The 23,364-nt window shown below is 72.4% G+C and carries 16 protein-coding genes; 10 read left to right on the forward strand and 6 right to left on the reverse strand.

Annotated features, from left to right (window positions below):
• Position 1 precedes the first annotated feature (1 nt).
• Positions 2-1,375, forward strand: coding sequence for a DNA-3-methyladenine glycosylase 2 family protein (locus tag CCZ36_RS29340; protein WP_128819795.1), 1,374 nt, complete (start codon positions 2-4; stop codon positions 1,373-1,375).
• A 25-nt stretch (positions 1,376-1,400) separates the two neighbouring features.
• Here the strand turns inward: CCZ36_RS29340 and CCZ36_RS29345 are convergent, their stop codons facing one another.
• Together CCZ36_RS29345 and CCZ36_RS29350 are read right to left on the reverse strand one after the other, a co-directional pair.
• Entirely contained in the window at positions 1,401-1,883 is a 483-nt protein-coding gene (locus CCZ36_RS29345) for a DUF456 domain-containing protein (RefSeq protein ID WP_069741483.1), read from the reverse strand.
• A gap of 90 nt (positions 1,884-1,973) precedes the next feature.
• On the reverse strand, positions 1,974-2,966 hold the full coding sequence (locus tag CCZ36_RS29350) for a helix-turn-helix transcriptional regulator (RefSeq protein WP_069736700.1): 993 nt from the start codon (positions 2,964-2,966) through the stop codon (positions 1,974-1,976).
• Positions 2,967-3,174: 208 nt separating this feature from the next.
• Here CCZ36_RS29350 and CCZ36_RS29355 point away from each other — a divergent pair, with 208 nt between their 5' ends.
• The 4 genes from CCZ36_RS29355 (at position 3,175) to CCZ36_RS29370 (ending at position 11,418) form a co-directional block, all read left to right on the forward strand.
• Positions 3,175-6,945: a S8 family peptidase gene (locus CCZ36_RS29355; RefSeq protein WP_128818933.1), complete on the forward strand. Its 3,771-nt coding sequence runs from the start codon at positions 3,175-3,177 to the stop codon at positions 6,943-6,945.
• A gap of 205 nt (positions 6,946-7,150) precedes the next feature.
• Positions 7,151-8,884: a protein phosphatase 2C domain-containing protein gene (locus CCZ36_RS29360; RefSeq protein WP_128818934.1), complete on the forward strand. Its 1,734-nt coding sequence runs from the start codon at positions 7,151-7,153 to the stop codon at positions 8,882-8,884.
• 112 nt (positions 8,885-8,996) lie between these two features.
• Positions 8,997-10,739 carry a pyruvate dehydrogenase gene (locus tag CCZ36_RS29365; RefSeq protein WP_128818935.1) on the forward strand — a complete coding sequence of 581 codons (1,743 nt, stop codon included), beginning with the start codon at positions 8,997-8,999 and terminating at the stop codon, positions 10,737-10,739.
• Between the two features lie 313 nt (positions 10,740-11,052).
• Positions 11,053-11,418, forward strand: coding sequence for an ATP-binding protein (locus tag CCZ36_RS29370; RefSeq protein WP_069736704.1), 366 nt, complete (start codon positions 11,053-11,055; stop codon positions 11,416-11,418).
• A gap of 27 nt (positions 11,419-11,445) precedes the next feature.
• Here CCZ36_RS29370 and CCZ36_RS29375 read toward each other — a convergent pair whose 3' ends face one another.
• Together CCZ36_RS29375 and CCZ36_RS29380 are read right to left on the reverse strand one after the other, a co-directional pair.
• A complete protein-coding gene (locus tag CCZ36_RS29375) occupies positions 11,446-12,540 on the reverse strand; it encodes a DUF2637 domain-containing protein (RefSeq protein WP_069736705.1) in 1,095 nt (364 codons plus the stop codon).
• Between the two features lie 192 nt (positions 12,541-12,732).
• Positions 12,733-13,581 (reverse strand): (2Fe-2S)-binding protein, encoded by an 849-nt coding sequence (locus CCZ36_RS29380; protein WP_128818936.1) that lies wholly within the window; start codon positions 13,579-13,581, stop codon positions 12,733-12,735.
• A gap of 146 nt (positions 13,582-13,727) precedes the next feature.
• Here CCZ36_RS29380 and CCZ36_RS29385 point away from each other — a divergent pair, with 146 nt between their 5' ends.
• Entirely contained in the window at positions 13,728-14,516 is a 789-nt protein-coding gene (locus tag CCZ36_RS29385) for a GntR family transcriptional regulator (RefSeq protein ID WP_128818937.1), read from the forward strand.
• A gap of 43 nt (positions 14,517-14,559) precedes the next feature.
• Here the strand turns inward: CCZ36_RS29385 and CCZ36_RS29390 are convergent, their stop codons facing one another.
• Together CCZ36_RS29390 and CCZ36_RS29395 are read right to left on the reverse strand one after the other, a co-directional pair.
• Positions 14,560-15,342 carry a hypothetical protein gene (locus tag CCZ36_RS29390; RefSeq protein WP_069736708.1) on the reverse strand — a complete coding sequence of 261 codons (783 nt, stop codon included), beginning with the start codon at positions 15,340-15,342 and terminating at the stop codon, positions 14,560-14,562.
• A 182-nt stretch (positions 15,343-15,524) separates the two neighbouring features.
• Positions 15,525-17,273, reverse strand: a complete 1,749-nt coding sequence (locus CCZ36_RS29395) for a PucR family transcriptional regulator ligand-binding domain-containing protein (RefSeq protein WP_128818938.1) — start codon at positions 17,271-17,273, stop codon at positions 15,525-15,527.
• Between the two features lie 333 nt (positions 17,274-17,606).
• Here CCZ36_RS29395 and CCZ36_RS29400 point away from each other — a divergent pair, with 333 nt between their 5' ends.
• The 4 genes from CCZ36_RS29400 to CCZ36_RS29415 all read left to right on the forward strand — a co-directional run bounded on the left by CCZ36_RS29400 (position 17,607) and on the right by CCZ36_RS29415 (position 23,336).
• Positions 17,607-18,497, forward strand: coding sequence for an FAD binding domain-containing protein (locus CCZ36_RS29400; RefSeq protein ID WP_069736710.1), 891 nt, complete (start codon positions 17,607-17,609; stop codon positions 18,495-18,497).
• A gap of 2 nt (positions 18,498-18,499) precedes the next feature.
• The gene (locus tag CCZ36_RS29405) at positions 18,500-19,099 is read left to right on the forward strand and encodes a (2Fe-2S)-binding protein (protein ID WP_006128538.1); all 600 of its coding nucleotides are present in this window, start codon (positions 18,500-18,502) and stop codon (positions 19,097-19,099) included.
• Positions 19,096-21,546, forward strand: a complete 2,451-nt coding sequence (locus CCZ36_RS29410) for a xanthine dehydrogenase family protein molybdopterin-binding subunit (protein WP_128818939.1) — start codon at positions 19,096-19,098, stop codon at positions 21,544-21,546. The genes CCZ36_RS29405 and CCZ36_RS29410 overlap by 4 nt, the downstream gene beginning before the upstream one ends.
• Before the next feature lie 332 nt (positions 21,547-21,878).
• Positions 21,879-23,336, forward strand: a complete 1,458-nt coding sequence (locus CCZ36_RS29415; protein ID WP_069736712.1) for an NCS2 family permease — start codon at positions 21,879-21,881, stop codon at positions 23,334-23,336.
• Positions 23,337-23,364: the final 28 nt, after the last annotated feature.

Raw genomic sequence — 23,364 nt, forward strand, 5'->3', positions numbered from 1 at the left:
GATGGACGAACGGACCAGGTACGAGGCGGTGAGCAGCCGCGACGCACGGTTCGACGGCGCGTTCTTCTTCGCCGTCGTGACCACCGGCATCTACTGCCGGCCCAGCTGCCCCGCCGTCACCCCCAAACGCGCCAACGTGCGCTTCTACCCGACCGCGGCGGCGGCCCAGGCCGACGGTTTCCGGGCCTGCCGCCGCTGCCGCCCGGACGCCGTGCCCGGCTCCGCCGAGTGGAACGTCCGCGCGGACGTCGTCGGCCGGGCGATGCGCCTCATCGGCGACGGCGTCGTCGACCGCGAAGGCGTCCCCGGACTCGCCGGGCGGCTCGGCTACAGCGCCCGGCAGGTCCAGCGCCAGCTCACCGCCGAGCTGGGCGCGGGACCCGTCGCGCTCGCCCGCGCCCAGCGCTCCCACACCGCCCGGGTGCTCCTCCAGACCACCCTGCTGCCGGTCACCGAGATCGCCTTCGCCGCCGGGTTCGCCAGCGTGCGGCAGTTCAACGACACCATCCGGCAGATCTACGCCCGCACCCCCAGCGCTCTGCGCGCCGAAGCGGGCACAGGACTCGCGGGCGGACGCCGCGAGGGACTGCGGGCCGGGATCCCGCTGCGGCTCGCCCACCGGGGCCCGTACGCCACCGCCGCCCTGTTCGACCTGCTGGCCGCCGAGGTGGTCGCCCGGGTCGAGGAGGTGGCGGGGACTCCCGGCTCCCGCACTTACCGGCGCACCCTCCGGCTGCCGTACGGCTCCGGGCTCGCCGAGGTCGACGAGGCCTCGCCCGGCGGGCCCTGGCTGGAGGCCCGGATCCAGCTCACCGACCTGCGCGACCTGACCACGGCCGTCCAGCGGGTGCGCCGCCTGTTCGACCTGGACGCCGACCCTTACGCCGTGGACGAGGCGCTGGCCGCCGATCCCCGGCTCGCCCCGCTGGTCGCCGCCCGTCCCGGGCTGCGCTCGCCGGGCGCGGCGGACCCGGAGGAGGCCGCGGTGCGGACCCTGGTGGGGCGCGCGGAGGCCGGGGAGCTGGTCGAGCGGTACGGGAAGGCGCTGGACGTGCCCTGCGGCGGGCTCACCCACCTGTTCCCGGAGCCGGACGTGCTCGCCGGTTCCGCCGAGGACCCGGCCCTGCGGGCCCTGGCCACCGCGCTCGCCGACGGCCGGCTGCGGCTGGACGCCGGGGCCGACCGGGACGCGGCGGAGGAGACGCTGCTGGCGCTGCCCGGGATGGGCCGCTCCACCGCCGCCCTGATCCGGACACGGGCGCTCGGCGACCCGGACGTGGACCCGTACGGGACGCCGGGCGCGGAGCGGTGGCGGCCCTGGCGCTCGTACGCCGTACGCCATCTGGAGACGGCGGGTGCGGTGGCGCTGAGCTGACCCGGGGCGCCGAGCCCCCGCCGGGTCAGCCCCAGAGCACCGCGCCCAGCCAGGCGCCCGCCACCAGCAGGCAGCAGAACAGCTCCACCAGCACCGCGTAGCCCGTCGCCCGCATCACCGAGCGCACCGACGTCCAGGCCGCGCCCCGGCTGCCCAGGCGCAACCGCTCCGCCCCGAAGATGGCTCCCACGTACCCGAGGACCCCGCCCATCACGGGCACCACGAAGAACCCGACGATCCCGGCGGCCCCGCCGATCATCAACGTCCGGCGGGGCGCCCCCGACTCGCCCGGGCGGCGCGGTGGCAGCAGCGGTTTGAGGGCCTGGTTCAGCAGCATCAGACCCGTCGCGCCGATCAGGATGCCCCAGGCCGCCGGGGTCATATCGGTGAGCGCCCACCACAGCACCGCCGCCCAGACGATCGCCTGCCCCGGCACGCCCGGCAGCAGTACGCCGACCAGACCCAGCAGCATGACCAGGCCGACGGCGACGAGCTGCCACACACTCATCTGACCAGCGTGCCGGAGAGTGGCCGGCTCCGCCCGCCAGCGCACCCCGGCCACCTGCGGTGACGATGCGGCGGGGGCGGCCCCCGGGCTTCAGGCCTGCGAGCCGGTACGGGCCACCCAGCCACGCTCGTACGCATGCCAGCCCAGCTGGAGCCGGGTCGAGACACCGGTCAGCTCCATCAGGCCCTTGACCCGGCGCTGCACGGTCCGCAGCCCCAGGTCCAGCTGCTTGGCCACACTGGCGTCGGTCAGCCCCGCCAGCAGCAGGGACAGGATCTCCAGATCCGTCGGATCCGGGCCGACGCCGTCCTCGCGGACCCCGCCGCCCTCGCCGAGACGCAACGGCATGGCATCGCGCCACACCGCCTCGAACAGGCCCATCAGGGACTCCAGCAGACCGCTGGCGTGCACCACCAGGGCCGCGGGCTCCGCGCCCCGCCCGGTCAGCGGGACCATCGCGAGGCTCCCGTCGGCCACCACCAGCTTCGTCGGCACCCGGTCCACCACCCGGCACCGCTCGTCCCGGCTCAGCGCCGCCGACAGCTCCAGGATCCCGTACGGCGTCGACAGCACCTCGCGCTCGACCACCACCCGGTAGCTCACCCCACGCGAGGCGGCCCGCTCCTCGGACTCGTTCTCCATCCCGGTCACCGCGATCGGCTTCCCCGTCACCAGGGCGCACACCTCGGACACCGCACCCAGCTGCAACTGGTGGAAACGCTGGGTGACGGCGCTCGCCCCCGTCACCACCTCCACCAGATCGTGCACCGCCGGTTCGCTCGCCTCGGCCCGGTACTCCTCGGCGAGCAGCGCGGACGCCAGCTCCGCCTGCTCCAGCTCGTGCCGCTGCTGGATCAGCAGCGCGCCGAGCGCCACCCCGGGCGGCGCCGCCACCCAGCGGCCGGGCCGGGCCGAGGACTGGGCGGCGAGACCCTGCTGCTCCAGCCGCCGCAGCACGCGTTCGGCGTCCGCCTCCGGAAGCGCCAGCCGGTGCGCGAGATCGGTGAGCTCCGCGGCTCCCGCCGCGACGAGCGCGCGGTACGCGGTCTCCTGTCTCTCGTCGAGACCAATGGCCCCCAGCATTCTCCGACCTCCCGGACGTGGCTGATCGCGCATCGCGGCGCCCCTGCGGCGGGTCCGCGTGGCGGGAAAGGGCCACGGCGTAAACCCGCCGCCCACATCATCCCCCGTACCCCTGGCCCCTCTGCCACTGTGGCGCCACCGCAGCACCAACAACCTCCGGGATGCGGCCTCTTGGGCTGCTTCGTTCCGGAATGACCTGGGGAGAGCGATGCGCCCGATATCGCGTACGGCACTCGGAACGGCGACCGCCGCCGTCCTCGCCGTCACCGTGATCGCGCCGTCGGTGGCCGCGCCACCGGACGGGCGAGACGCGAACAGACCGATCACCGGGAGCGCGGCCACCGCCGCCACGGACCCGAAGCCCGTCACGCTGACCCTCGTCACCGGTGACAAGGTCCTGGTGACCACGGACGCGGCGGGCGCGCCCGCCGCCACCGCGCTGCCCCGCGGGGACGGCAGCGTGCCCCTCGTCCAGACCCGGCAGTCCGGCCCGGACCTGTACGTCTACCCCGAGTCCGCCGTGTCCGCGCTCGCCGCCGGCACCGTGGACGAGGAGCTGTTCAACGTCACCGGGCTGATTCGCCAGGGGTACGACGACCGCCGCGCCGACTCCGTCCCGCTGATCGCCACCTACACCGGCGACACCGCCCGCCGCACCCTCGTCACCCCGCGCGGGGCCGAGCGCGGAGCGGCCCTCGACATCATCGGCGGACTGGCGCTCACGGCGGACAAGAAGCGCGCCACCGATTTCTGGGCCGACCTCACCGCACCTCGCTCCCGTGCGGGCTCCGGTCTCAAGAAGCTCTGGCTGGACCGCAAGGTTCAGGCCAGTCTCGACAAGTCGACGAAACAGGTCGGCGCGGACCGCGCCTGGGCAGCCGGCTACGACGGCACCGGCACCAAGGTCGCCGTCCTGGACACCGGGGCCGACGCCGAACACCCGGACCTCCAGGGCCGGATCACCGCGTCGGAGAACTTCACCGACTCACCCGACACCGACGACGTCCAGGGCCACGGCACCCATGTCGCCTCCACCGTCGGCGGGTCCGGCGCGGCGAGCGACGGGAAGAACAAGGGCGTCGCGCCCGGCGCCGATCTGATGGTCGGCAAGGTCCTCAACGACAGCGGCTCCGGTGCCGCCTCCTGGATCATCGCGGGCATGCAGTGGGCCGTCGACAACAAGGCCGACGTCGTCTCCATGAGCCTCGGCAGTGCCGAACCCACCGACTGCACCGACCCGATGAGCCTGGCCGCCACCGAACTCGGCAAGAACAAGGACACGTTGTTCGTGGTCGCCGCCGGGAACCTCGGCCCGTCCCTCAACACCGTGTCCTCGCCCGGCTGCGCCCCCGGCGTCCTGACCGTGGGCGCGGTCGACCGCGACGACTCCACCGCGAACTTCTCCAGCCGCGGCCCCGCGATCGTCTCGCACACCCTCAAGCCCGAGATCGCCGCGCCCGGCGTCGCGATCTCCGCCGCCGCCGCGGGCGGCCGGGGCTCACAGGCGTACCGCTCCATGTCCGGTACGTCGATGGCGACCCCGCATGTCGCGGGCGCGGCGGCCGTGGTGAAGCAGCGTCACCCCGACTGGACCGCCCAGCAGATCAAGGCGGCCCTCGTCTCCTCGGCGAGCAGCGCCGTCCCCGGTGACGTACGCGAGACCGGTGGCGGCCGTCTCGACGTCGACCGCGCCGTGCGTACGCCTGTGACCGGAGCCCCGGCCGTACCGGGCGGCGTCTTCAACTGGCCGCAGAACAAGAGCGACCGCACCACCGTCGCCGTGCCCTACACCAACACCGGCGGCAAGCCGGTGAAACTGTCGCTGAAGGTCGCCGGGGTCACCGGCAACGACGGCTCGTCCGTCCGCTCCAGGATCGCCTCGCTCGGCCGCACCTCCGTCACCGTGCCCGCCGGGGAGACCGTCGAGGTGCCGCTCGCCCTCGACCCCGCGGCCCGGCTGGCCGCCGCCCAGTACGGCGATGTCACGGGCCGTGTCCTCGCCACGGCCACCGGGGGAGTGAAGGTCTCCACCCCGTTCTCCCTGTACGTGGCGCCGGAGACCGTCACTCTGCGCGTCAAGCTCGTCGACCGCACCGGGAAGCCCGCCGACGGCGTGTCCTCCCTCGACCTCATCGGCACCGACACCGCCTCCGGCGAACGCCGTTTCAACGAGGGCGCCACCGACCAGACCTTCCAGGTGCGGCCCGGCGCCTACTTCGTCTCCAGCTTCATCGCGACGCCCGACACCGCCGACCCGACCGGTCGGCTCGTCGGGTCCGTCGGCTACCTGGCCCGCCCCCAGCTGAACGTCACCGAGGACACCACCCTCGTCCTCGACGCCCGCAAGGCCCACCGCCTGAAGGTGCGGACCGAGGACCGGCCCGCCGAGACGCGCGGCGCGACCCTCGCGTTCGGGCGCTCCTGGGACGACACCTGGCTGCACTCCGGATCCATCTCCGGCACCGGGATCATCAAGGACTACCTGGTCGACGTCCAGGGCAAGGCCCGTGACGGGGACTTCGAGTTCACCTCCTTCTGGCGCGCCTACGCCCCGCAGATCCAGAAGTTCTCCCTGGTCGGCGGAGCCGCTCTGCACCCCAGGCCCGCAACCACGGGCTCGGTCAACCTGGACGGCACCGGCCGGGCCGAGGTCGTCGACGCCGGTGCGGGCAGCGCCGCCGAGCTGGAGGCCGCCGGAGCCAGGGACCGGATCGCCCTGGTGAAGGTCGGCGACGACGCCTCGGGCGTCCTGGCCCAGGCACGGGCCGCCGAGGCCGCCGGGGCGAAGGCACTCCTGGTCCACCGCCCCTCGGCCGGCGACTGGCAGCCGGGCCTCGGCTACGGGGCCGCGCCCCTGCCGGTCCTCGGCCTGCGCGCCGACGAGGCCGCCGTGCTGAAGACGGCCATCGGCAAGGGGAAGACGGAGGTCTCCTGGACCGCCACGGCCGTCAGCCCGTTCGTCTACAACCTGTCGTTCCCGGAGAAGGGGCAGCTCACCTCGGACCGCACCTACAAGGTCCGCGACAAGAAGCTCGGCTCGGTCGCCTCCACTCATGAATCCATGGGCGTGGCAGCCGACTTCGTCGACACGCTCCTCGTCTCCCGCCCCTACGGCGCGACCTACAGCGCCTCCTCCCTCGCCCTGGTCGCCGCCCCCGGAAAGCGCACCGAGTACTACACGGCGGGGGACACGGTCTGGCAGAAGATGCTCTCCTCCAGCTTCCCGTGGGGCGAGCTGATGACCGGCAACGCCCGTATGTACCAGGCGGGTCGGGCGACGGCGGAGCAGTGGTACCGGGGCCTGCTGGTCCCCGGCGCGCCGCGCGACGCCGAGGGAAAGGAGGCGCTCGCCGGTGAACGGCAGGACCATCTCATCGGTGTCGCCCCCGCCTTCATGACCGACTCCGAACACGTCGGCCAGCAGGGCTCGTTCGGTGACATCGGCAACATGCGACTCAAGCGCGAGGGTGACGTCGTCGGCGAGAGCGGCTATCCGTTCGGCGTCTTCACCGTGCCCGCCGAGGACGCCGCCTATGAACTCACCCTGATGACCACGAAGATCGGCTCGCCCGCGGCGGTCTGGAAGCGGTCCACGCGGACGGAGACCACCTGGAGCTTCCGTTCCGGGCGGAAGCCGGACGTGGCCTCGCAGGGGCTCCCGCTGCTCTTTCCGCGCTACGACGTGGCCACCGACGGGATGAAGACGGTGCCCGCGAAGAACGGTCAGCGGATCGGGCTCGCCGCGACCGGGCACGCCGGATACACCCCCGCTGAACTCACCGCCGCGAAGGTCTCGTTCAGCTACGACGGCGGCGAGACCTGGCACGCGGCCACTACCACGCACCAGGGTGGCCGCTGGACCGCGACCGTCGACCACGCGGACGCGGCCGGCAAGTCCGTCAGCCTGCGGACAGAACTGACCGACGCGAACGGCAACTCCGTCGTCCAGACCGTCAACGACGCGTACGCCGTGCGCTGAAGAGCGGGCACGGCGAGCCACTGAGCCGCTGAGCCGAAGATCGGCTGAGCATACGACCGGCTGAAACGCCGGGACGCCGATCGTTCCGACCGGTCCGCCGGGCGTCCTTCCCGTGGGGGGTGGGGCCGCCCGGCGGACCCTGCTTATGGACCACTTTTTCCCGATGCCCCGTTTTCGGGCCGCCTTCCCGGTGGACAATAGGGGCATGAGTCAGCAGGGGGAGAAGCCCGCCGCCCACGAGGACGACTGGTGGCGCAAGCTGTACGACGAGTCCGCGCCGGACACCGGTCCCAGCCGCGCGGCCGACAGCCTCGACGACCGCTTCGACTCCGTGTCGGACACGGTGAGCGGCCCGGCGGACACCCGCCGGACCTCCGCACGCGAAACGGTCCGCGACCCGTACGCGGACGCCTACGAGGACCCGTTCGCGGACCGCTACGAGGCCCCGGACGCCGACGGCCACGAGGACCTGTCCGCGGACCGCTACGACGATCCGGCCCCGGATGCGTACCGGCCGCCGCCGGAACGGGAGGTGACTCCCGGCCCGTCAGCCGCCTCGGACCCGGCCGCGACCTCGGATCCGCCGGCCCCGGCCCCGGCGGTGATCCCGGACCCGTCCGTGCCGGCGGGGCCGGTCCAGAACCCGGGGCCGGTTGAGGGCCAGGGGCCGGTCCAGCGCCCGAGGTCGTTTGAGGACCCGGGGTCGGCGGAGCACCCCGTCCCGCCGCCCGGCCTCGTGCCGGACCCGCGCGTGTCGCCGCCGGTCCCGCCGCCACCCACCGCGCCCCGGACCATCGCCTTCCCCGCGCCCTGGGAAGCGCCCGGCGGGCAGGCCGGGCCCCGGACCTTCGCCGCGCCGCGTGTGACGGCCGCGCCCGAGCCCGGGCCCGAGGCAGACCGGCCCGAGGCCGGCCTCGCCCCCGACCCCAGCGCGCTGCACGAACTGCCGCCTGATCCCACGTCCGCCGCCGACGTACGCCCTGTCGTCGGACATCTGGGGGACCGGCCACCCACCTACGACGCCGAACCCGCCGCCCTGCCCTCCGCCACCTCGGAGAACCTCGAAGGTCTCGTCCCCGACACCGTGTCGGATGGCGCGCGCTACGGGACGTACACCCTGCGCGCCGTCTCCGTGCGCGGCGACTCCGCCCGCTTCCGCGGCGAACCCCGGCGCGACGGGCTGCTCACCGCCCGGTTCGGCGCCGGCGAGAGCGCCCTCGTCCTCGTCGCCGTGGCGGGCGGCAGGCGGGACGGCGAGGCGGCCCACCTCGCCGCGGCCGACGCCTGCCGCTGGATCGGCGGGGCCGTCGCCCGCAGCCACGTCCGGCTGTCCGAGGACATAAGAGCGGGCCGCCGGGGCGACCTCAAATCCGGGCTGCACCGGCTCACCGACCGTACGTACGGCAAGCTGCGCGCCCGCGCCGCCGAACTGGGCCTCGAACCCGAGGCGTACACCGCGAGCCTCCGTTGCCTCCTGCTGCCCGCCGACCCCGACTGCCGCATCCGGGTCTTCTTCGGCGTCGGCAGCGGCGGTCTCTTCCGGCTCCGCGACGGGCTCTGGCAGGACCTGGACCCCTTCATCCCGGAGAGCCGGGCCGGCCAGTCCGGGGGCGAGCGGGAGGCGGGGCCGGACGGGGACCGGCTGACCATGGATCTCCAGATCACCGGGCCGGCGTCGCCGGACGTCGAGGGCCTCCCGCAGCCGCCCGCCGAGCCCTTCCGGTTCCGGGCCTCCGTGGCCCGTCCCGGGGACACGCTGATGCTGTGCAGCAACGGACTCGCCGAGCCCATGCGCGGCGAGCCGGCGCTCCCCGGCGAGCTCGCCGCCCGCTGGGGGACCGAAGGGCCGCCAGGCCTGCCCGCCTTCCTCGCCGACGCCCAGCTCCGGATCAAGGGGTACGCCGACGACCGCACCTGCGCCGCCGTCTGGGAGGCGTAACCGCGCGCCTCGTGGGTTGATGGATTCCGGAGCCCGGCGGAACGGTGTTTCGCCGCTCCGGTCCCCGGACAACCGAAGTGCACGGAGCACGGGCAAGGAAGGGCGCGCACCCATGGCCAAGCAGAACGTGGCGGAGCAGTTCGTCGACATCCTCGCCAGGGCAGGCGTCAAACGTCTGTACGGTGTCGTCGGCGACAGCCTGAACCCCGTCGTGGACGCCATCCGGCGTAATGGGGCCATCGACTGGATCCACGTCCGGCACGAGGAGACCGCCGCCTTCGCGGCCGGAGCCGAAGCGCAGGTCACCGGCTCCCTCGCGGCCTGCGCGGGCTCCTGCGGGCCGGGCAATCTCCACCTGATCAACGGCCTGTACGACGCGCACCGCTCCATGGCCCCGGTGCTGGCCCTCGCCTCGCACATCCCCTCCAGCGAGATCGGTCTCGGCTACTTCCAGGAGACGCATCCCGAACTGTTGTTCCAGGAGTGCAGCCACTACAACGAGATGATCTCCCACCCGGAGCAGATGCCGAGGCTGCTCCAGACGGCGATCCAGCACGCCATCGGGCGTGGCGGCGTCAGCGTCGTCACGATGCCGGGCGACGTCGCCTCCAAGCCCGCCCCCGAGAAGTCGATCGAGCACGCTCTTGTCACCACGCGGCCGACCGTGCGGCCCGGCGACGACGAGATCGACAAACTCTGCCGGATGGTGGACGAGGCCAAACGGGTGACGCTGTTCTGCGGCAGCGGCACGGCCGGGGCGCACACCGAGGTCATGGAGTTCGCAGAGAAGATCAAGTCCCCGGTCGGGCACGCGCTGCGCGGCAAGGAATGGATCCAGTACGACAATCCGTACGACGTCGGAATGAGCGGACTGCTCGGCTACGGCGCCGCGTACGAGGCGACCCACGAGTGCGATCTGCTGATCCTGCTCGGCACCGATTTCCCCTACAACGCCTTCCTCCCGGACGACGTGAAGATCGTGCAGGTCGATGTGCGGCCCGAACACCTCGGCCGCCGTTCCAAGCTCGACCTCGCGGTCTGGGGCGATGTGCGCGAGACCCTGCGCTGTCTCACCCCCCGGGTGAAGCCCAAGTCCGACCGCAAGTTCCTCGACCGGATGCTGAAGAAGCACGCCAACGCCCTGGAGGGCGTGGTCAAGGCCTACACCCGCAAGGTCGAGAAGCACGTCCCGATCCACCCCGAGTACGTCGCCTCCGTGCTGGACGACATGGCCGACGAGGACGCGGTGTTCACCGTCGACACCGGCATGAACAATGTGTGGGCCGCCCGCTATCTGACGCCCAACGGCAAGCGCAGGGTGATCGGTTCGTTCAGCCACGGCTCGATGGCCAACGCTCTGCCGCAGGCGATCGGCGCCCAGTTCACCGACCTGAACCGGCAGGTCGTCGCGATGTCCGGCGACGGCGGATTCTCCATGCTGATGGGCGACTTCCTCACCCTGGTCCAGTACGACCTGCCGGTGAAGGTCGTCCTGTTCAACAACTCCTCGCTCGGCATGGTCGAGTTGGAGATGCTGGTGGCCGGGCTGCCGTCGTACGGGACCACCAACAAGAACCCCGACTTCGCCGCCATCGCCCGCGCGGCCGGTGCCTACGGCGTACGCGTGGAGAAACCCAAGCAGTTGCCGTCCGCGCTCAAGGACGCGTTCAAGCACAAGGGGCCCGCGCTCGTCGACGTCGTCACCGACCCGAACGCCCTCTCCATCCCGCCGAAGATCAGCGCCGAGATGGTCAGCGGCTTCGCGCTCTCCGCCGGCAAGATCGTGCTCGACGGCGGAGTGGGCCGGATGCTCCAGATGGCCCGCTCCAACCTCCGAAACGTGCCGCGTCCCTGAGACGTCGCTTCTACTCGCCGGACGTTGACCGCGGCTGCGCCTAGGTGGTGATGGCGTGCGCGGGTGGGATGTTGCGTGCGCCCCTCGCCGCTCCCGGCCGTTCACTTATTGATGGGTCCTGGGGCGTGACCGTGTGCGTACAGGGGCATGCATCCCGTGAGGCTGTTCGACGGGCAGCCGGATCGAAGGAGGTCGGTTCACTGTGCGGGCGGGGGAGATGGCGAAGCGGAAGAGGACCACGGTCGTCGAGGGGCGCGGCCCACGGGGCCGGAGACCGGGTGAGGCGCCACAGCCGGCCCGGATGCGCCGAAGAGTGGGGCATGCCGAGCGGTCCGCGGTGGGGGAGGTCCGCCGGGAGCTGCGGGAGTTCCTCCGGTATCGCTCCGGCCAGGAACAGACCGACGCCGCGGAGCTGCTGGTGAGCGAGCTGGTGACCAACGCGCTCATCCACACCCGCCACGGGGCCGTGGTCACCGCCACGGCGACAGCCGCCCGACTGCGGGTCGAGGTGCAGGACTTCGCGTCCGAGGATCTGCCCGCGCCGTACGTACCGAACGCCGACGACGGTACGCACGGCAGGGGCCTGATCCTGGTCCGGAGCCTGGCCGACGCCTGGGGCGTGGAGGCACAGGCCCTGGGCAAGACCGTCTGGTTCGAACTGCACGGCGGAGGGTTCTGAGGAGCCCCCCCCGCCGCGCGACGAGGATCAGCCGAACTGCTGCTCCAGATCCTTCAGTTTCTGTTCCAGCGAGTCGAGCCGGGGGAGTGTCTGGGTGTCGTCCTCGGCGGTGAGGTCGACGGTCCTCGGATCACTTCCCTGCTTCGGGGCGTCCAGACTCTTCGGGCTCGAACCATCGGCCGTCTGCTTCGGGCCGACGGCTTGCAGGGATGGCCGGGGTCGCAGAGGCAGCTGACCCGGCTCTGCTATGGCGGGCTCCGCGACGGCCGGCGCCGCGCCGCCCGAAGCCGGGGCAAGGGCGGGCACGTCCATCTGCTGCCCGCCCCGGCCGCGTCCCCAGACCCGGTTCTGCCGGTTCAGGGCCTTGATACGGGCCCGGTCCAGCTTGGCCTGGTCCCGGCGGCGCAGCCGGTTCTGCTCCTGCTCCTTGCGGTCCTCCCGCACCTCGTCCACCGCCTCGTCCAGGGTGCGGACGCCCTCCAGGAGCATCAGCGACCAGGCGCCGAAGGTCTCCCGGGGGGCCCGCAGCCAGCGGACGATCCGGATCTGCGGCAACGGACGGGGCACCAGGCCCTGTTCGCGCAGCGCAGCACGGCGGGTCTGCTTCAGCGCGCGGTCGAAGAGCACCGCGGCCGAGAGAGACATCCCCGCGAAGAAGTGCGGAGCGCCCGCGTGGTCCATGCCCCGGGGGGCGTGCACCCAGTTGAACCAGGCGGCGGCCCCGGCGAACGTCCACACCAGCAGCCGGGAGCCGAGCGCCGCGTCTCCGTGGCTCGCCTCCCGTACGGCCAGCACGGAACAGAACATCGCGGCCCCGTCCAGTCCGAACGGGACCAGATACTCCCAGCCGCCGCTGAGGTTCAGGTTCTGCCGGCCGAAGCCGACGAGCCCGTGGAAGGAGAGCGCGGCGGCGACCGCCGCGCAGCAGAACAGCAGGACGTAACTGGCGGTGGCGTACAGCGCTTCCTTGCGTCTGCGGCGTTCCTCGCTGCGTTCCCAGGAGTCGTCGGCCGCGGCCTTGGCACGCTTACCGCGTGCGACCACCGTCACCGCCGCCATGACCCCCACGAGCAATACGGCGCCCGGAAGCAGCCAGTCAAGCGATATGTCGGTCAGTCTCATGCGCGGTCCCTTGCGTCACGTAGGGCGTTTCGTGCGCCATCGTGACGGAATTCCCGTCCCGCTCCGGTGGTTTCGGGACAAGAGCACGCCATGGGGGAAGGAGAGGCTATCGATGGGTGGAATCTTCCCGAACGTTCGGCCGGTCACGCCGAGTTGTGTTCGATTTTGCGTCCCCCGGACGGGCGGTGTGGATCAGGAAGCTGCCGCGAGCTTTCGCACCCGGTCCGCGTCACAGGTACGCGGGCAGGTCACACAGGTGTCCTCGGGGCGCAGGGTGTAGAAGAGGCAGCAGCTCGCCCGGTCCCGGGTAGGCAGCGACCGCCCGTCGGGCCCGGCCAGCTCGCGGAAGCCCGCAGTGCCGACGTACGGCTTCGTCGTGCCGGGGAGCAGCAGCTCCAGCTCGGCCATCGCGCGGCGCTCCTCGCCCATCAGATGCGCCACGTACCAGAGGCCCTCGACGATCTCGTCCGTCGCCATCCCCCACAGGGCCCGCTTTCCGCGCCGCATGCGTGGACCGAAGCCCTCCAGCACCGGCCCGAGGTGCTCGGTCAGCGAGGCCAGGACCTCGGCCCGCAGCGCCGTCTCGTCGGCGACCACCCGGGCGCCGGGCAGCGAAGCCGCCGGGTCGTCCGGCAGGCAGGCGAATTCCCCCACGCGCACGGTCAGGTGCCCCAGTGCCCGCTGGAAGGCGACATGCTCGACCGGGATCCGGGGCACCCGGCGCTGGAGGAACCACGGCACGGTCACGAGCAGGCAGGCGGGCCAGGCGTACCGGTGCAGACCGAAGGTCGCCACCACGTCCGGGCGGGCCTGTTGGCCGTAGTCGCGCAGCACCTGGGCGTTGTCCCAGGCCAGGAAGGTGTCCACGGCGGCTCCACCGGCCGCCAGCTCCGCCGCGCCGACCCAGCCCGCGCCGGACGGGGCGACGGCGTCGCCGTCGAGCACATCGGCCCGCAGACCGGGGAACACCTCGGTCAGGCGGGTGTACGCGGCGGTCACGGGGGACGTCGCGGCACCGGTGAACGGCGGGGAGAGGGTCATGCAGGGGACCACCGAATCGGGATCGTTTGCAGGTAAGGCTAACCTTACCCGACGTCATCGATGTTTGAACTGCAGCCTCGGTCTTCTATCGTGCACAGGGGGTCCGGCACACGCGAGTCGGCCCGCGGCAGACGGAGGAGGTCCGGGTGGAGCAGGGCAGCGCGCGCGAGGGCGCACGTCCGGCGTACGCCCCCGGAGCGTTCCCGCCCGCCCCGGGGAGCCCCCGTGCGCCACGGGAGCGGGCGGAGCGGAACCGGGTGCCGGAACAGGCCCGGGGCGAGCACACCCACAGTGAGCCCCCCGCGCCGCGTGCCGTGCGGCGCCATTCCGTCCGCGGGCAGATCCTGGACGCCCTGCGCGCCGCCCTCGTCGACGGGGAGCTGGTGCCCGGCCAGGTGTACTCCGCCCCCGCGCTCGGCGCCCGCTTCGGGGTCTCCGCCACACCGGTGCGCGAGGCCATGCAGCGGCTGGCCGTCGAGGGCGCCGTCGAGGTCGTGCCGAACCGCGGTTTCCGGGTCACCGAGCGCGGCCCTCGCGAGCTGGCCGAGCTGGCCGAGGTGCGGGCGCTGATCGAGGTCCCGGTGATGCTGAGCCTGGCCCGTACGGTCCCGGCGCACCGCTGGAGCGTCCTGCGCCCGCTGGTGGAGGCCACGGTCGCGGCGGCGGCCGTGGGGGACCGGGCCGCCTACGCCGAGTCGGACCGGGCCTTCCACCGGGCGGTCCTCACCCTGTCGGGCAACGAGCAGCTCGTGACCGTCGCCGACGAACTGCACCGGCGCTCCCAGTGGCCCCTGGTCACGGGGCCCGCCACCCGCCGGGCCGAGCTGCTGGCCGACGCCGCCGAGCACACCGCCCTGCTCGACGCCCTCATCGCCCAGGACCTCCCCGTCGTCCAGGCCCTGGTCCGCGAACACTTCAACGGCGCCGACCGCTGACCGGCGGGGCCAGGGGCCCCGCCGGTCAGCGGTCGGCCCGCGCTCAGCTCGCCTCGGCGGTGCGCTGGGCCGGGGGACCCAGATACGGGGCCAGCCAGGTGGGCACGCCGCCCAGGAGCCGGAACAGCCGGCCGGCCTCGGCCCGCAGCCGGGCCGCCTGCGGTTCGTCCTCCGCCTCCGCGAGCGAGATCAGCGCCGGAGCCGTACCGACCAGGAACCCCAGCTCCTCCCGGATCCGCAGCGACTCCGCGAAGCCGTGCCGGGCCTCGGCCAGCTCCCCTTCGCGCAGCGCGAGCGCGGCCAGATGGCGCCAGGTGGAGGACAGCAGCAGCTCGTCGCCGAGGTTCGCCGCACCGGCGTGCGCCCGGCGGAAGGCGGCGCGCGCGGCCTGCGGTGACTCCGCGATGTTCTGCGCGATCAGCCCGCGCCGGAAGTCCAGCAGCGGCCGGGCGGGGGACGCGGGAGCCAGGAGGGCCGCCGACCGGCTCAGCGCCACGCTCGCCTCGTCGGCCCGGTCCCGTACCGCGAGGAGGGTGGAGGCGTACGCCAGATGGCCCCGCTCGGAGGCGGCGGCGCCCCGCTCGTCGTCGCTGCGGGCGACGGCCTCCGCCGTGCGCAGGGCGTCCTCGGCCTCGGTCCAGCCCTGCCCGGTGTAGAGGCACCGCTCGGTCAGCAGCGCGGTGCGCTGGAGCGCCGCGGCCGGCACGGTGCCCGCGTCGTGCTCCAGCAAGGCGGCCGCGTCCGTCCAGCAGGCGCGTGACCGCAGCCGCCATACCGCGGTCTGGAGCGGCGGATCGTCATCTGCTGTCGTTCCGGAACCAGACATGGCGGTATGCGCCACATTGCCCTCCCCGAGCGCGCCATTGTGCTGTTGAGTGCTTGAGTGATGCCGCATCTCAGCATGGATCGGCACTCCGGGCCAAGAGGTCCGGGCAATGTCAGGTGAAAGATTTCACAATCGCTCGGAGGGCGACGGGGTCCCGGCGGACCCCGTGCGCGGCCGGAAGATCAGCTCATACGCAGGGCGAGGAAGAAATCGAGCTTGTCCTCCAGCCGCGAAAGGTCACGCCCCGTCAACTGCTCGATACGGCCGACGCGGTAGCGCAGTGTGTTGACGTGGAGGTGCAGCCGGGCCGCGCAGCGGGTCCAGGACCCGTCGCAGTCCAGGAAGGCCTCCAGCGTCTCGATCAGCTCCGCCCGGTGGCGCCGGTCGTAGTCGCGCAGCGGGTCCAGCAGCCGGGCGGTGAAGGCGCGCCGGACGTCGTCGGGGACGAACGGCAGGAGCAGCACGTGTGAGGCCAGCTCGTGGTGACCGGCGGCGCAGACCCGCCCTGGACGGGCCGCGGCCACCCGGCGGGCGTGCCGGGCCTCCTCCAGCGCGCCGCGCAGTCCCTCGGCGGAATGCACGGCCGCGCTGACACCCAGTGTCAGCCGGCCGTCGTCGGCGAGTCCCGCCGTGAGGGGTTCGCGTACGGAGGCGAGCAGCGCGTCGGCGTGGAGTCCGGGCTCATCGGCGAGGGCGTCGGCGTCGTCGCCGTCCGAACCCGCCGCGGCGCCTTGCTCGTCGTCGCCGTCCGCGGGTGCGGTGATGACCGCGGGCAGCGGTACCAGGGCGATGGCCTCCTCGCCCGTGTGGGCGACGGCGATCCGGTCGGCGGAGTCGGGGCCGCTGACCGCCGGGTCGACGAGGATCTCCTCCAGCAGCGCCTGGGCCACCGGGCCGCTCGCGATCTCACCCGCGGCGGCGGTCTGGCCCGAGGCGCTCCAGTCGACCCGGGCCACCACGACCTGCCACTGGGGGGCCACGCCGAGGCCGGGCAGCAGGACGGGTGCGGCGACCCGCAGCCGGGCCGCGATCTCCGCGGGGGCGGCGCCCGCCTGGACCAGCTCCAGCACTTCCTGGGCGAGCCGGCGGCGTACCGTGCGGGCCGCGTCGCGGCGGTCGCGTTCGACCGCGATCAGCTGCGTGACGCCCTGGAGCAGGTCGAGCCGGGCGGCGGGCCAGTCCGACGCGTCCGCCTCGACCGCCAGCAGCCAGTCGGAGAGCACCGATTCCCGGACGTCACGGGCGGCCGGCACCGCGCCCCGGCCGGTGTTCCGGATCGGGAAGAGCGCATACGTCGTACCGGCGACCGCCGCCCGGTGCGGCGCCCGGCGACCGGTGCGGGTCGCGGCCAGGTGGTGCCCGGCCAGCGCGGCGCCCAGCGGGCCGGGCAGCGGGGCGCCGGCCCCGGCGATCTGGCGGCCGGTAGGGGACAGGACCCAGGCCCGAAGGTCCAGGTCGGAGGTGAGGAGGTCCAGGACCACCTCGGGGCCGCCGCCCGCCGGACCGGAGGTCATCAGCCGCCGGTGCCGGTCCACCACGGCCGCCAGGTCACCCGCCCGCTCGCCGGAGACCTGACGTACGACGTACTCCGTAATCGTTGCGAACGCAACGGTCTCGTTCACGGCAAAGAGGGGTAGACGGTGGTGCAGGCACGCCTCGACGAGATCGGCGGGGATGTCGCCGAGCTCCGCCTCGCCGGCCGCGAGACCGGCGACCCCGGCGCCCGCCAGGATCCGCACGAACGGCTCGGAGTCCGCCGCGTCGCGGCGCCAGGCGAGGCCCGTGAGGACCAGTTCGCCGCCGGAGAGGTAGCGGCTGGGGTCGCGCAGGTCGGTCGTCATGACGCCCCGGACCGTGCGGTCCAGCTCGTCCTCGCCGCCGAGCAGCCGCAGGCCCAGCGCGTCGGTCTCCAGCAGTGCGCGCAGCCGCATCTCGTCGCCGCCGATCTTTCGTAGAGGGAACAGGTGAGGTTCGCCGAGGGGACAGGTGAGGGGGAAGCGGGTGAAGGGGGTCGTGGGGTGGGGGAGCGGTGGGGCGGACGGGGTATCTGTGAATTGCGGTGAGGTTACCGATCCCCGTCATTCGTTCGAATCTACAAGACGAGGACGGAGACCAGCCAACTCCTTCAGTGTTTCGGTGACTGCACCGCCCGGGGCCGGGCTTGTGTACTGGGCCACACACCACGTGAACACCACATGAACGAGCCAGTCGAGGCAGGCCGTCCCCGGCCCCGGCGAACGACCCGATTGAGAAGAGAGCCACTCATGGACTTCCTTCGCCCCGCCAGCTGGGAGGAGGCGCTCGCCGCCAAGGCCGAGCACCCCACGGCTGTGCCCATCGCGGGCGGCACCGATGTGATGGTCGAGATCAACTTCGACCACCGGCGGCCCGAGTACCTCCTGGACCTGAACCGCATCGGTGAGCTGTCCGAGTGGGAGGTGGGCCAGGAGAGCGTGCGGCTCGGCGCCTCCGTGCCGTACAGCAGCATCATGGAGCACCTGCGGGCCGAGCTGCCGGGTCTGGCGCTCGCCTCGCACACCGTCGCCTCCCCGCAGATCCGCAACCGCGGCGGCGTCGGCGGCAACCTCGGCACCGCCTCGCCGGCCGGTGACGCGCACCCGGCCCTCCTCGCCGCCGACTGCGAGGTCGAGGCCGAATCCGTACGCGGCACGCGGCTGATTCCTATCGACGCTTTCTACACAGGGGTCAAGCGCAACGCACTGGAGCCGGACGAGCTGATCCGCGCCGTGCACATCAGGAAGGCCGACGGACCGCAGCAGTACTCCAAGGTCGGCACCCGCAACGCCATGGTCATCGCGGTCTGCGCGTTCGGTATCGCCCTGCACCCCGAGACCCGCACCGTGCGCACCGGCATCGGCTCCGCCGCCCCGACGCCGATCCGGGCCAGGGAGGCGGAGGACTTCCTGAACGCCGCGCTGGAAGAGGGCGGGTTCTGGGACAACGGAAAGATCATCACCCCCGCGATCGCCAAGCAGTTCGCCGCCCTCGCGTCCGGCGCCTGCAACCCGATCGACGACGTGCGCGGCACGGCGAAGTACCGCAGGCACGCGGTCGGCATCATGGCCCGCCGCACGCTCGGCTGGACCTGGGAGCAGTACCGCGGCGCGGGCCGCACGCTGGAAGGAGCTGCGTAACCATGCGAGTCAATTTCACGGTCAACGGCCGTCAGCAGGAAGCCGACGACGTCTGGGAGGGCGAGTCCCTCCTCTACGTCCTGCGTGAGCGCATGGGCCTGCCCGGCTCCAAGAACGCCTGCGAACAGGGCGAGTGCGGCTCCTGCACCGTCCGGCTGGACGGCGTCCCGGTCTGCGCGTGCCTGGTGGCCGCCGGACAGGTCGAGGGCCGCGAGGTCGTCACCGTCGAGGGGCTCGCCGACTACGCCAAGCACCGCGAGGACGCCCACCCCGGCGGCGGCTGCGCCTCCGGCGCCTGCGGCACCACCCTGGACTCCGCCAAGCGCTGGCAGGCCCGGCCCACCGACGGCCAGACCGGCGAGGCCGTCGAGCTGGCCCCGATCCAGCAGGCGTTCATCGACGCCGGAGCCGTCCAGTGCGGCTTCTGCACCCCCGGCCTGCTGGTCGCCGCCGACGAACTGCTGGAGAACACCCCCTCGCCGTCCGACCAGGACATCCGCGAGGCGCTCTCCGGCAACCTCTGCCGCTGTACCGGTTACGAGAAGATCCTCGACGCGGTCCGCCTCGCGGCCGCCCGCCAGGGAGAGGCGGCCCAGTCATGACGACGCGCCCCGAAGCCACCACGCGCCCCGCGGCCACGATGCCGAAGGCCCAGAACGCACCGTCCGGCACACCCACCAAGATCACCCAGGGTTCGCCCACGAAGGGCGGCATCGGCGAGTCCACGCTCCGCCCCGACGGCACCCTCAAGGTCACCGGCGAGTTCGCGTACTCCTCCGACATGTGGCACGAGGACATGCTGTGGGGCCAGACGCTGCGCTCCACCGTCGCGCACGCGGAGATCGTCTCCATCGACACCTCCGAGGCGCTGGCCACCTCCGGCGTCTACGCGGTGATGACCTACGACGACCTGCCCGCCGAGATGAAGAACTACGGCCTGGAGATCCAGGACACCCCGGTTCTCGCGAACGGCAAGGTCCGCCACCACGGTGAGCCGGTCGCCATCGTGGCCGCCGACCACCCGGAGACGGCCCGCCGTGCCGCCGCCAAGATCAAGATCGAGTACCGCGAGCTGCCGATCGTCACCGACGAGGCCTCGGCGACCGCCCCCGACGCCGTGCTCGTCCACGAGGGCCGGGACGACCACCACATCGGTCACGTCCCGCACCCCAACATCGTGCACCGCCAGCCGATCATCCGCGGCGACGCCGACGAGGCCGCCAAGCGCGCCGACGTCATCGTCACGGGCGAGTACGTCTTCGGCATGCAGGACCAGGCCTTCCTCGGCCCCGAGTCCGGGCTCGCCGTGCCCTCCGAGGACGGCGGCGTCGAGCTGTACGTCGCCACCCAGTGGCTGCACTCGGACCTCGGCCAGATCGCCCCCGTCCTCGGCCTGCCCGAGGACAAGGTCCGCATGACGCTCTCCGGCGTCGGCGGGGCCTTCGGCGGCCGCGAGGACATCTCGATGCAGATCCACGCCTGCCTGCTGGCGCTCCGCACCGGCAAGCCGGTCAAGATCGTCTACAACCGGTTCGAGTCCTTCTTCGGCCACGTCCACCGGCACCCGGCGAAGCTCCACTACGAGCACGGCGCCACCAAGGACGGCAAGCTCACGCACATGAAGTGCCGCATCGTCCTGGACGGCGGGGCCTACGCCTCCGCCTCCCCGGCCGTCGTCGGCAACGCCTCCTCGCTCTCGGTCGGCCCGTACAAGATCGAGGACGTCGACATCGAGGCGATCGCCCTCTACACCAACAACCCGCCCTGCGGCGCGATGCGCGGCTTCGGCGCGGTCCAGGCGTGCTTCGCCTACGAGGCGCAGATGGACAAGCTCGCCGCGAAGCTGGACATGGACCCGGTGGAGTTCCGGCAGCTCAACGCCATGGAGCAGGGCACCCTGCTGCCCACCGGACAGCCCTGCGACTCGCCGGCCCCGGTCGCCGAGCTGCTGCGCCGGGTCAAGGCCCGCCCGCTGCCGCCCGAGCAGGAGTGGCTGACGGCGGGCGCCGACGGCGCCTCCGTCGACGTGCGCGCCCTGCCCGGCGGGCTCTCCAACACCACCCACGGCGAAGGCGTCGTCCGCGGTGTCGGCTACGCGGTCGGCCTGAAGAACGTCGGCTTCTCCGAGGGCTTCGACGACTACTCCACCGCCCGGGTGCGGATGGAGGTCATCAACGGCGAGCCGGTCGCGACCGTGCACACCGCGATGGCCGAGGTCGGCCAGGGCGGCGTCACCGTCCACGCCCAGATCGCCCGTACCGAACTCGGCGTCAACCAGGTCACCATCCACCCCGCCGACACCCGCGTCGGCTCCGCCGGATCGACCTCCGCCTCCCGTCAGACGTACGTCACCGGCGGCGCGGTCAAGAACTCCTGCGAAGCCGTGCGGGAGAAGGTCCTGGAGCTGGGCCGCACCAAGTTCGGCACCTACCACCCGGCCTGGGCCACCGCCGAGCTCCTCCTGGAGGGCGGCAAGGTCGTCACCGACGGCGGCGAGGTCCTCGCGGACCTGGCCGACGTGCTGGAGGACGAGGCCATCGACATCGAGCTGGAATGGCGCCACCGGCCCACCGAGGCGTTCGACCTCCGTACCGGACAGGGCAACGGCCACGTCCAGTACTCCTTCGCCGCGCACCGCGCCGTCGTCGAGGTCGACACCGAGCTCGGCCTGGTCAAGGTCATCGAACTGGCCTGCGCCCAGGACGTCGGCAAGGCGCTCAACCCGCTCTCCGTCCTCGGCCAGATCCAGGGCGGCACCCTCCAGGGCATGGGCGTGGCGGTGATGGAGGAGATCATCGTCGACCCGCAGACCGCGAAGGTGCGCAACCCCTCCTTCACGGACTACCTGCTCCCCACGATCCTCGACACGCCGACGATCCCGGTCGACGTGCTCGAACTCGCCGACGAGCACGCCCCCTACGGGCTGCGCGGCATCGGCGAGGCCCCCACCCTGTCGTCCACCCCGGCCGTCCTCGCGGCGATCCGGAACGCGACGGGCCTTGAGCTCAACAGGACACCGGTGCGGCCCGAACACCTCACCACCACCTGAAAGCCTGCCGGGTGACCTCCCACCGGTCGTCACCCGGCACGCTCCGAGCGGTCCCCCGAACTCTCCGGGCGGTGCGCAGAGCCGAGAACGTCACACCTTTCCGCACCCCGCACCGCCCGGAGGCCCAAGTACCGCACCGCTCGCGGTTCTTCTCCGCCGTGCCCGAGAGCACGGCGAGCGCCTCACGGATCATCCGTGCCGCCGGCACATCCGTTCTGCTTCACCAGTTCGTCCCGGCCGTCCCCGGGTCGTGCGGCCGACGCAGTCATCCCAAATCCCGCATTCAGGAATCTCCAAGCGGGTGCCCCTGTGAACCTTGGGAGTCAGGCATCATGACCCAGCAGTCAGTGGAACCGAAGACCAGTCCGGAAAGCGCGGGCCCCGGCTCGCGCGTCCCCGCCGGAAGATCATGGCTCGACCGGTACTTCCACATATCCGAACGAGGGTCCACGGTCGCGCGCGAGTTGCGCGGCGGCGTCACGACCTTCATGGCCATGGCGTACATCCTCTTGCTCAACCCGCTGATCCTGGGCGGGGAGGACGTCAACGGCAACCTCCTCGGCCAGCCCGGCCTGATCACCGCCACCGCCTTCGCGGCAGCCGCGACGACCCTGCTCATGGGCTTCGTCGGCAAGGTGCCCCTGGCGCTCGCCGCCGGGCTCAGCGTCTCCGGTGTGCTCGCCTCACAGGTCGCGCCCAACATGACCTGGCCGCAGGCCATGGGCATGTGCGTGATCTACGGTGTGGTGATCTGTCTCCTGGTGGTCACCGGCCTCCGCGAGATGATCATGAACGCGATCCCGCTCGCGCTCAAGCACGGCATCACCATGGGCATCGGGCTCTTCATCGCCCTCATCGGCCTCTACAAGGCCGGATTCGTCCACAAGGGCCAGGCGACCCCCGTCTCCCTCGGCCCGGCCGGTGAACTGGCCGGCTGGCCCGTGCTGATCTTCTGCGTGACCCTGCTGCTCATCTTCATGCTCCAGGCGCGCAACATCCCCGGCGCGATCCTGATCGGCATCGTCGTCGGCACGCTGGCCGCGGTCGTCATCAACGCGATCGTCGACATCGACCCCAAGAAGTGGAGCAGCGGCCCGCCGGAGCTGGAGGGCGGCGCGGTCTCCACCCCGGACTTCTCGCTCTTCGGGAACGTCGAGTTCGGCGGCTGGGGCGACGTCGGCGTGATGACCGTCGGCATGATCGTCTTCACCCTGGTGCTGGCCGGCTTCTTCGACGCGATGGCCACCATCATCGGCGTCGGCACCGAGGCCAAGCTCGCCGACGACAAGGGCCGTATGCCGGGCCTGTCCAAGGCGCTGTTCATCGACGGCGCCGGCGGTGTCATCGGCGGTGTCGCCTCCGGCTCCGGCCAGACGGTCTTCGTCGAATCGGCCACCGGCGTCGGCGAAGGGGCCCGCACCGGGCTCGCCTCCGCCGTCACCGGCCTGTTCTTCGCCGCCTGCCTCTTCTTCACCCCGCTCACCGCGATCGTGCCGACCGAGGTGGCCTCCGCCGCCCTCGTCGTCATCGGCGCGATGATGATGCAGAACGCCCGGCACGTGGACTGGGGCGACCGTTCCGTCGCCATCCCGGTCTTCCTGACCGTGGTCCTGATGCCCTTCACGTACACCATCACCACCGGTGTCGCCGCGGGTGTCATCGCGTACAGCGCCATCAAGCTCGCCCAGGGCCGGGCCCGTGAGGTCGGGGCCTTCATGTGGGGGCTGACGGTGATCTTCATCGTCTTCTTCGCCCTCAACCCGATCGAGAGCTGGCTGGGCGTCCACTGACGCCCGGTCCCCCTTCCCGCTCAAGGAG

This window comes from Streptomyces sp. S063 (genome assembly GCF_002832675.1).
Classification (GTDB): Bacteria; Actinomycetota; Actinomycetes; order Streptomycetales; family Streptomycetaceae; genus Streptomyces; species Streptomyces sindenensis.

Bases quoted from the DNA above. Each gene is read 5' to 3' on its own strand.
- CCZ36_RS29340 (WP_128819795.1), top strand. From the start codon at position 2: ATGGACGAACGGACCAGGTACGAGGCGGTGAGCAGCCGCGACGCACGG.
- CCZ36_RS29345 (WP_069741483.1), bottom strand. From the start codon at position 1,883: ATGAGTGTGTGGCAGCTCGTCGCCGTCGGCCTGGTCATGCTGCTGGGT.
- CCZ36_RS29350 (WP_069736700.1), bottom strand. From the start codon at position 2,966: ATGCTGGGGGCCATTGGTCTCGACGAGAGACAGGAGACCGCGTACCGC.
- CCZ36_RS29355 (WP_128818933.1), top strand. From the start codon at position 3,175: ATGCGCCCGATATCGCGTACGGCACTCGGAACGGCGACCGCCGCCGTC.
- CCZ36_RS29360 (WP_128818934.1), top strand. From the start codon at position 7,151: ATGAGTCAGCAGGGGGAGAAGCCCGCCGCCCACGAGGACGACTGGTGG.
- CCZ36_RS29365 (WP_128818935.1), top strand. From the start codon at position 8,997: ATGGCCAAGCAGAACGTGGCGGAGCAGTTCGTCGACATCCTCGCCAGG.
- CCZ36_RS29375 (WP_069736705.1), bottom strand. From the start codon at position 12,540: ATGAGACTGACCGACATATCGCTTGACTGGCTGCTTCCGGGCGCCGTA.
- CCZ36_RS29380 (WP_128818936.1), bottom strand. From the start codon at position 13,581: ATGACCCTCTCCCCGCCGTTCACCGGTGCCGCGACGTCCCCCGTGACC.
- CCZ36_RS29390 (WP_069736708.1), bottom strand. From the start codon at position 15,342: ATGTCTGGTTCCGGAACGACAGCAGATGACGATCCGCCGCTCCAGACC.
- CCZ36_RS29395 (WP_128818938.1), bottom strand. From the start codon at position 17,273: ATGCGGCTGCGCGCACTGCTGGAGACCGACGCGCTGGGCCTGCGGCTG.
- CCZ36_RS29400 (WP_069736710.1), top strand. From the start codon at position 17,607: ATGGACTTCCTTCGCCCCGCCAGCTGGGAGGAGGCGCTCGCCGCCAAG.
- CCZ36_RS29405 (WP_006128538.1), top strand. From the start codon at position 18,500: ATGCGAGTCAATTTCACGGTCAACGGCCGTCAGCAGGAAGCCGACGAC.
- CCZ36_RS29410 (WP_128818939.1), top strand. From the start codon at position 19,096: ATGACGACGCGCCCCGAAGCCACCACGCGCCCCGCGGCCACGATGCCG.
- CCZ36_RS29415 (WP_069736712.1), top strand. From the start codon at position 21,879: ATGACCCAGCAGTCAGTGGAACCGAAGACCAGTCCGGAAAGCGCGGGC.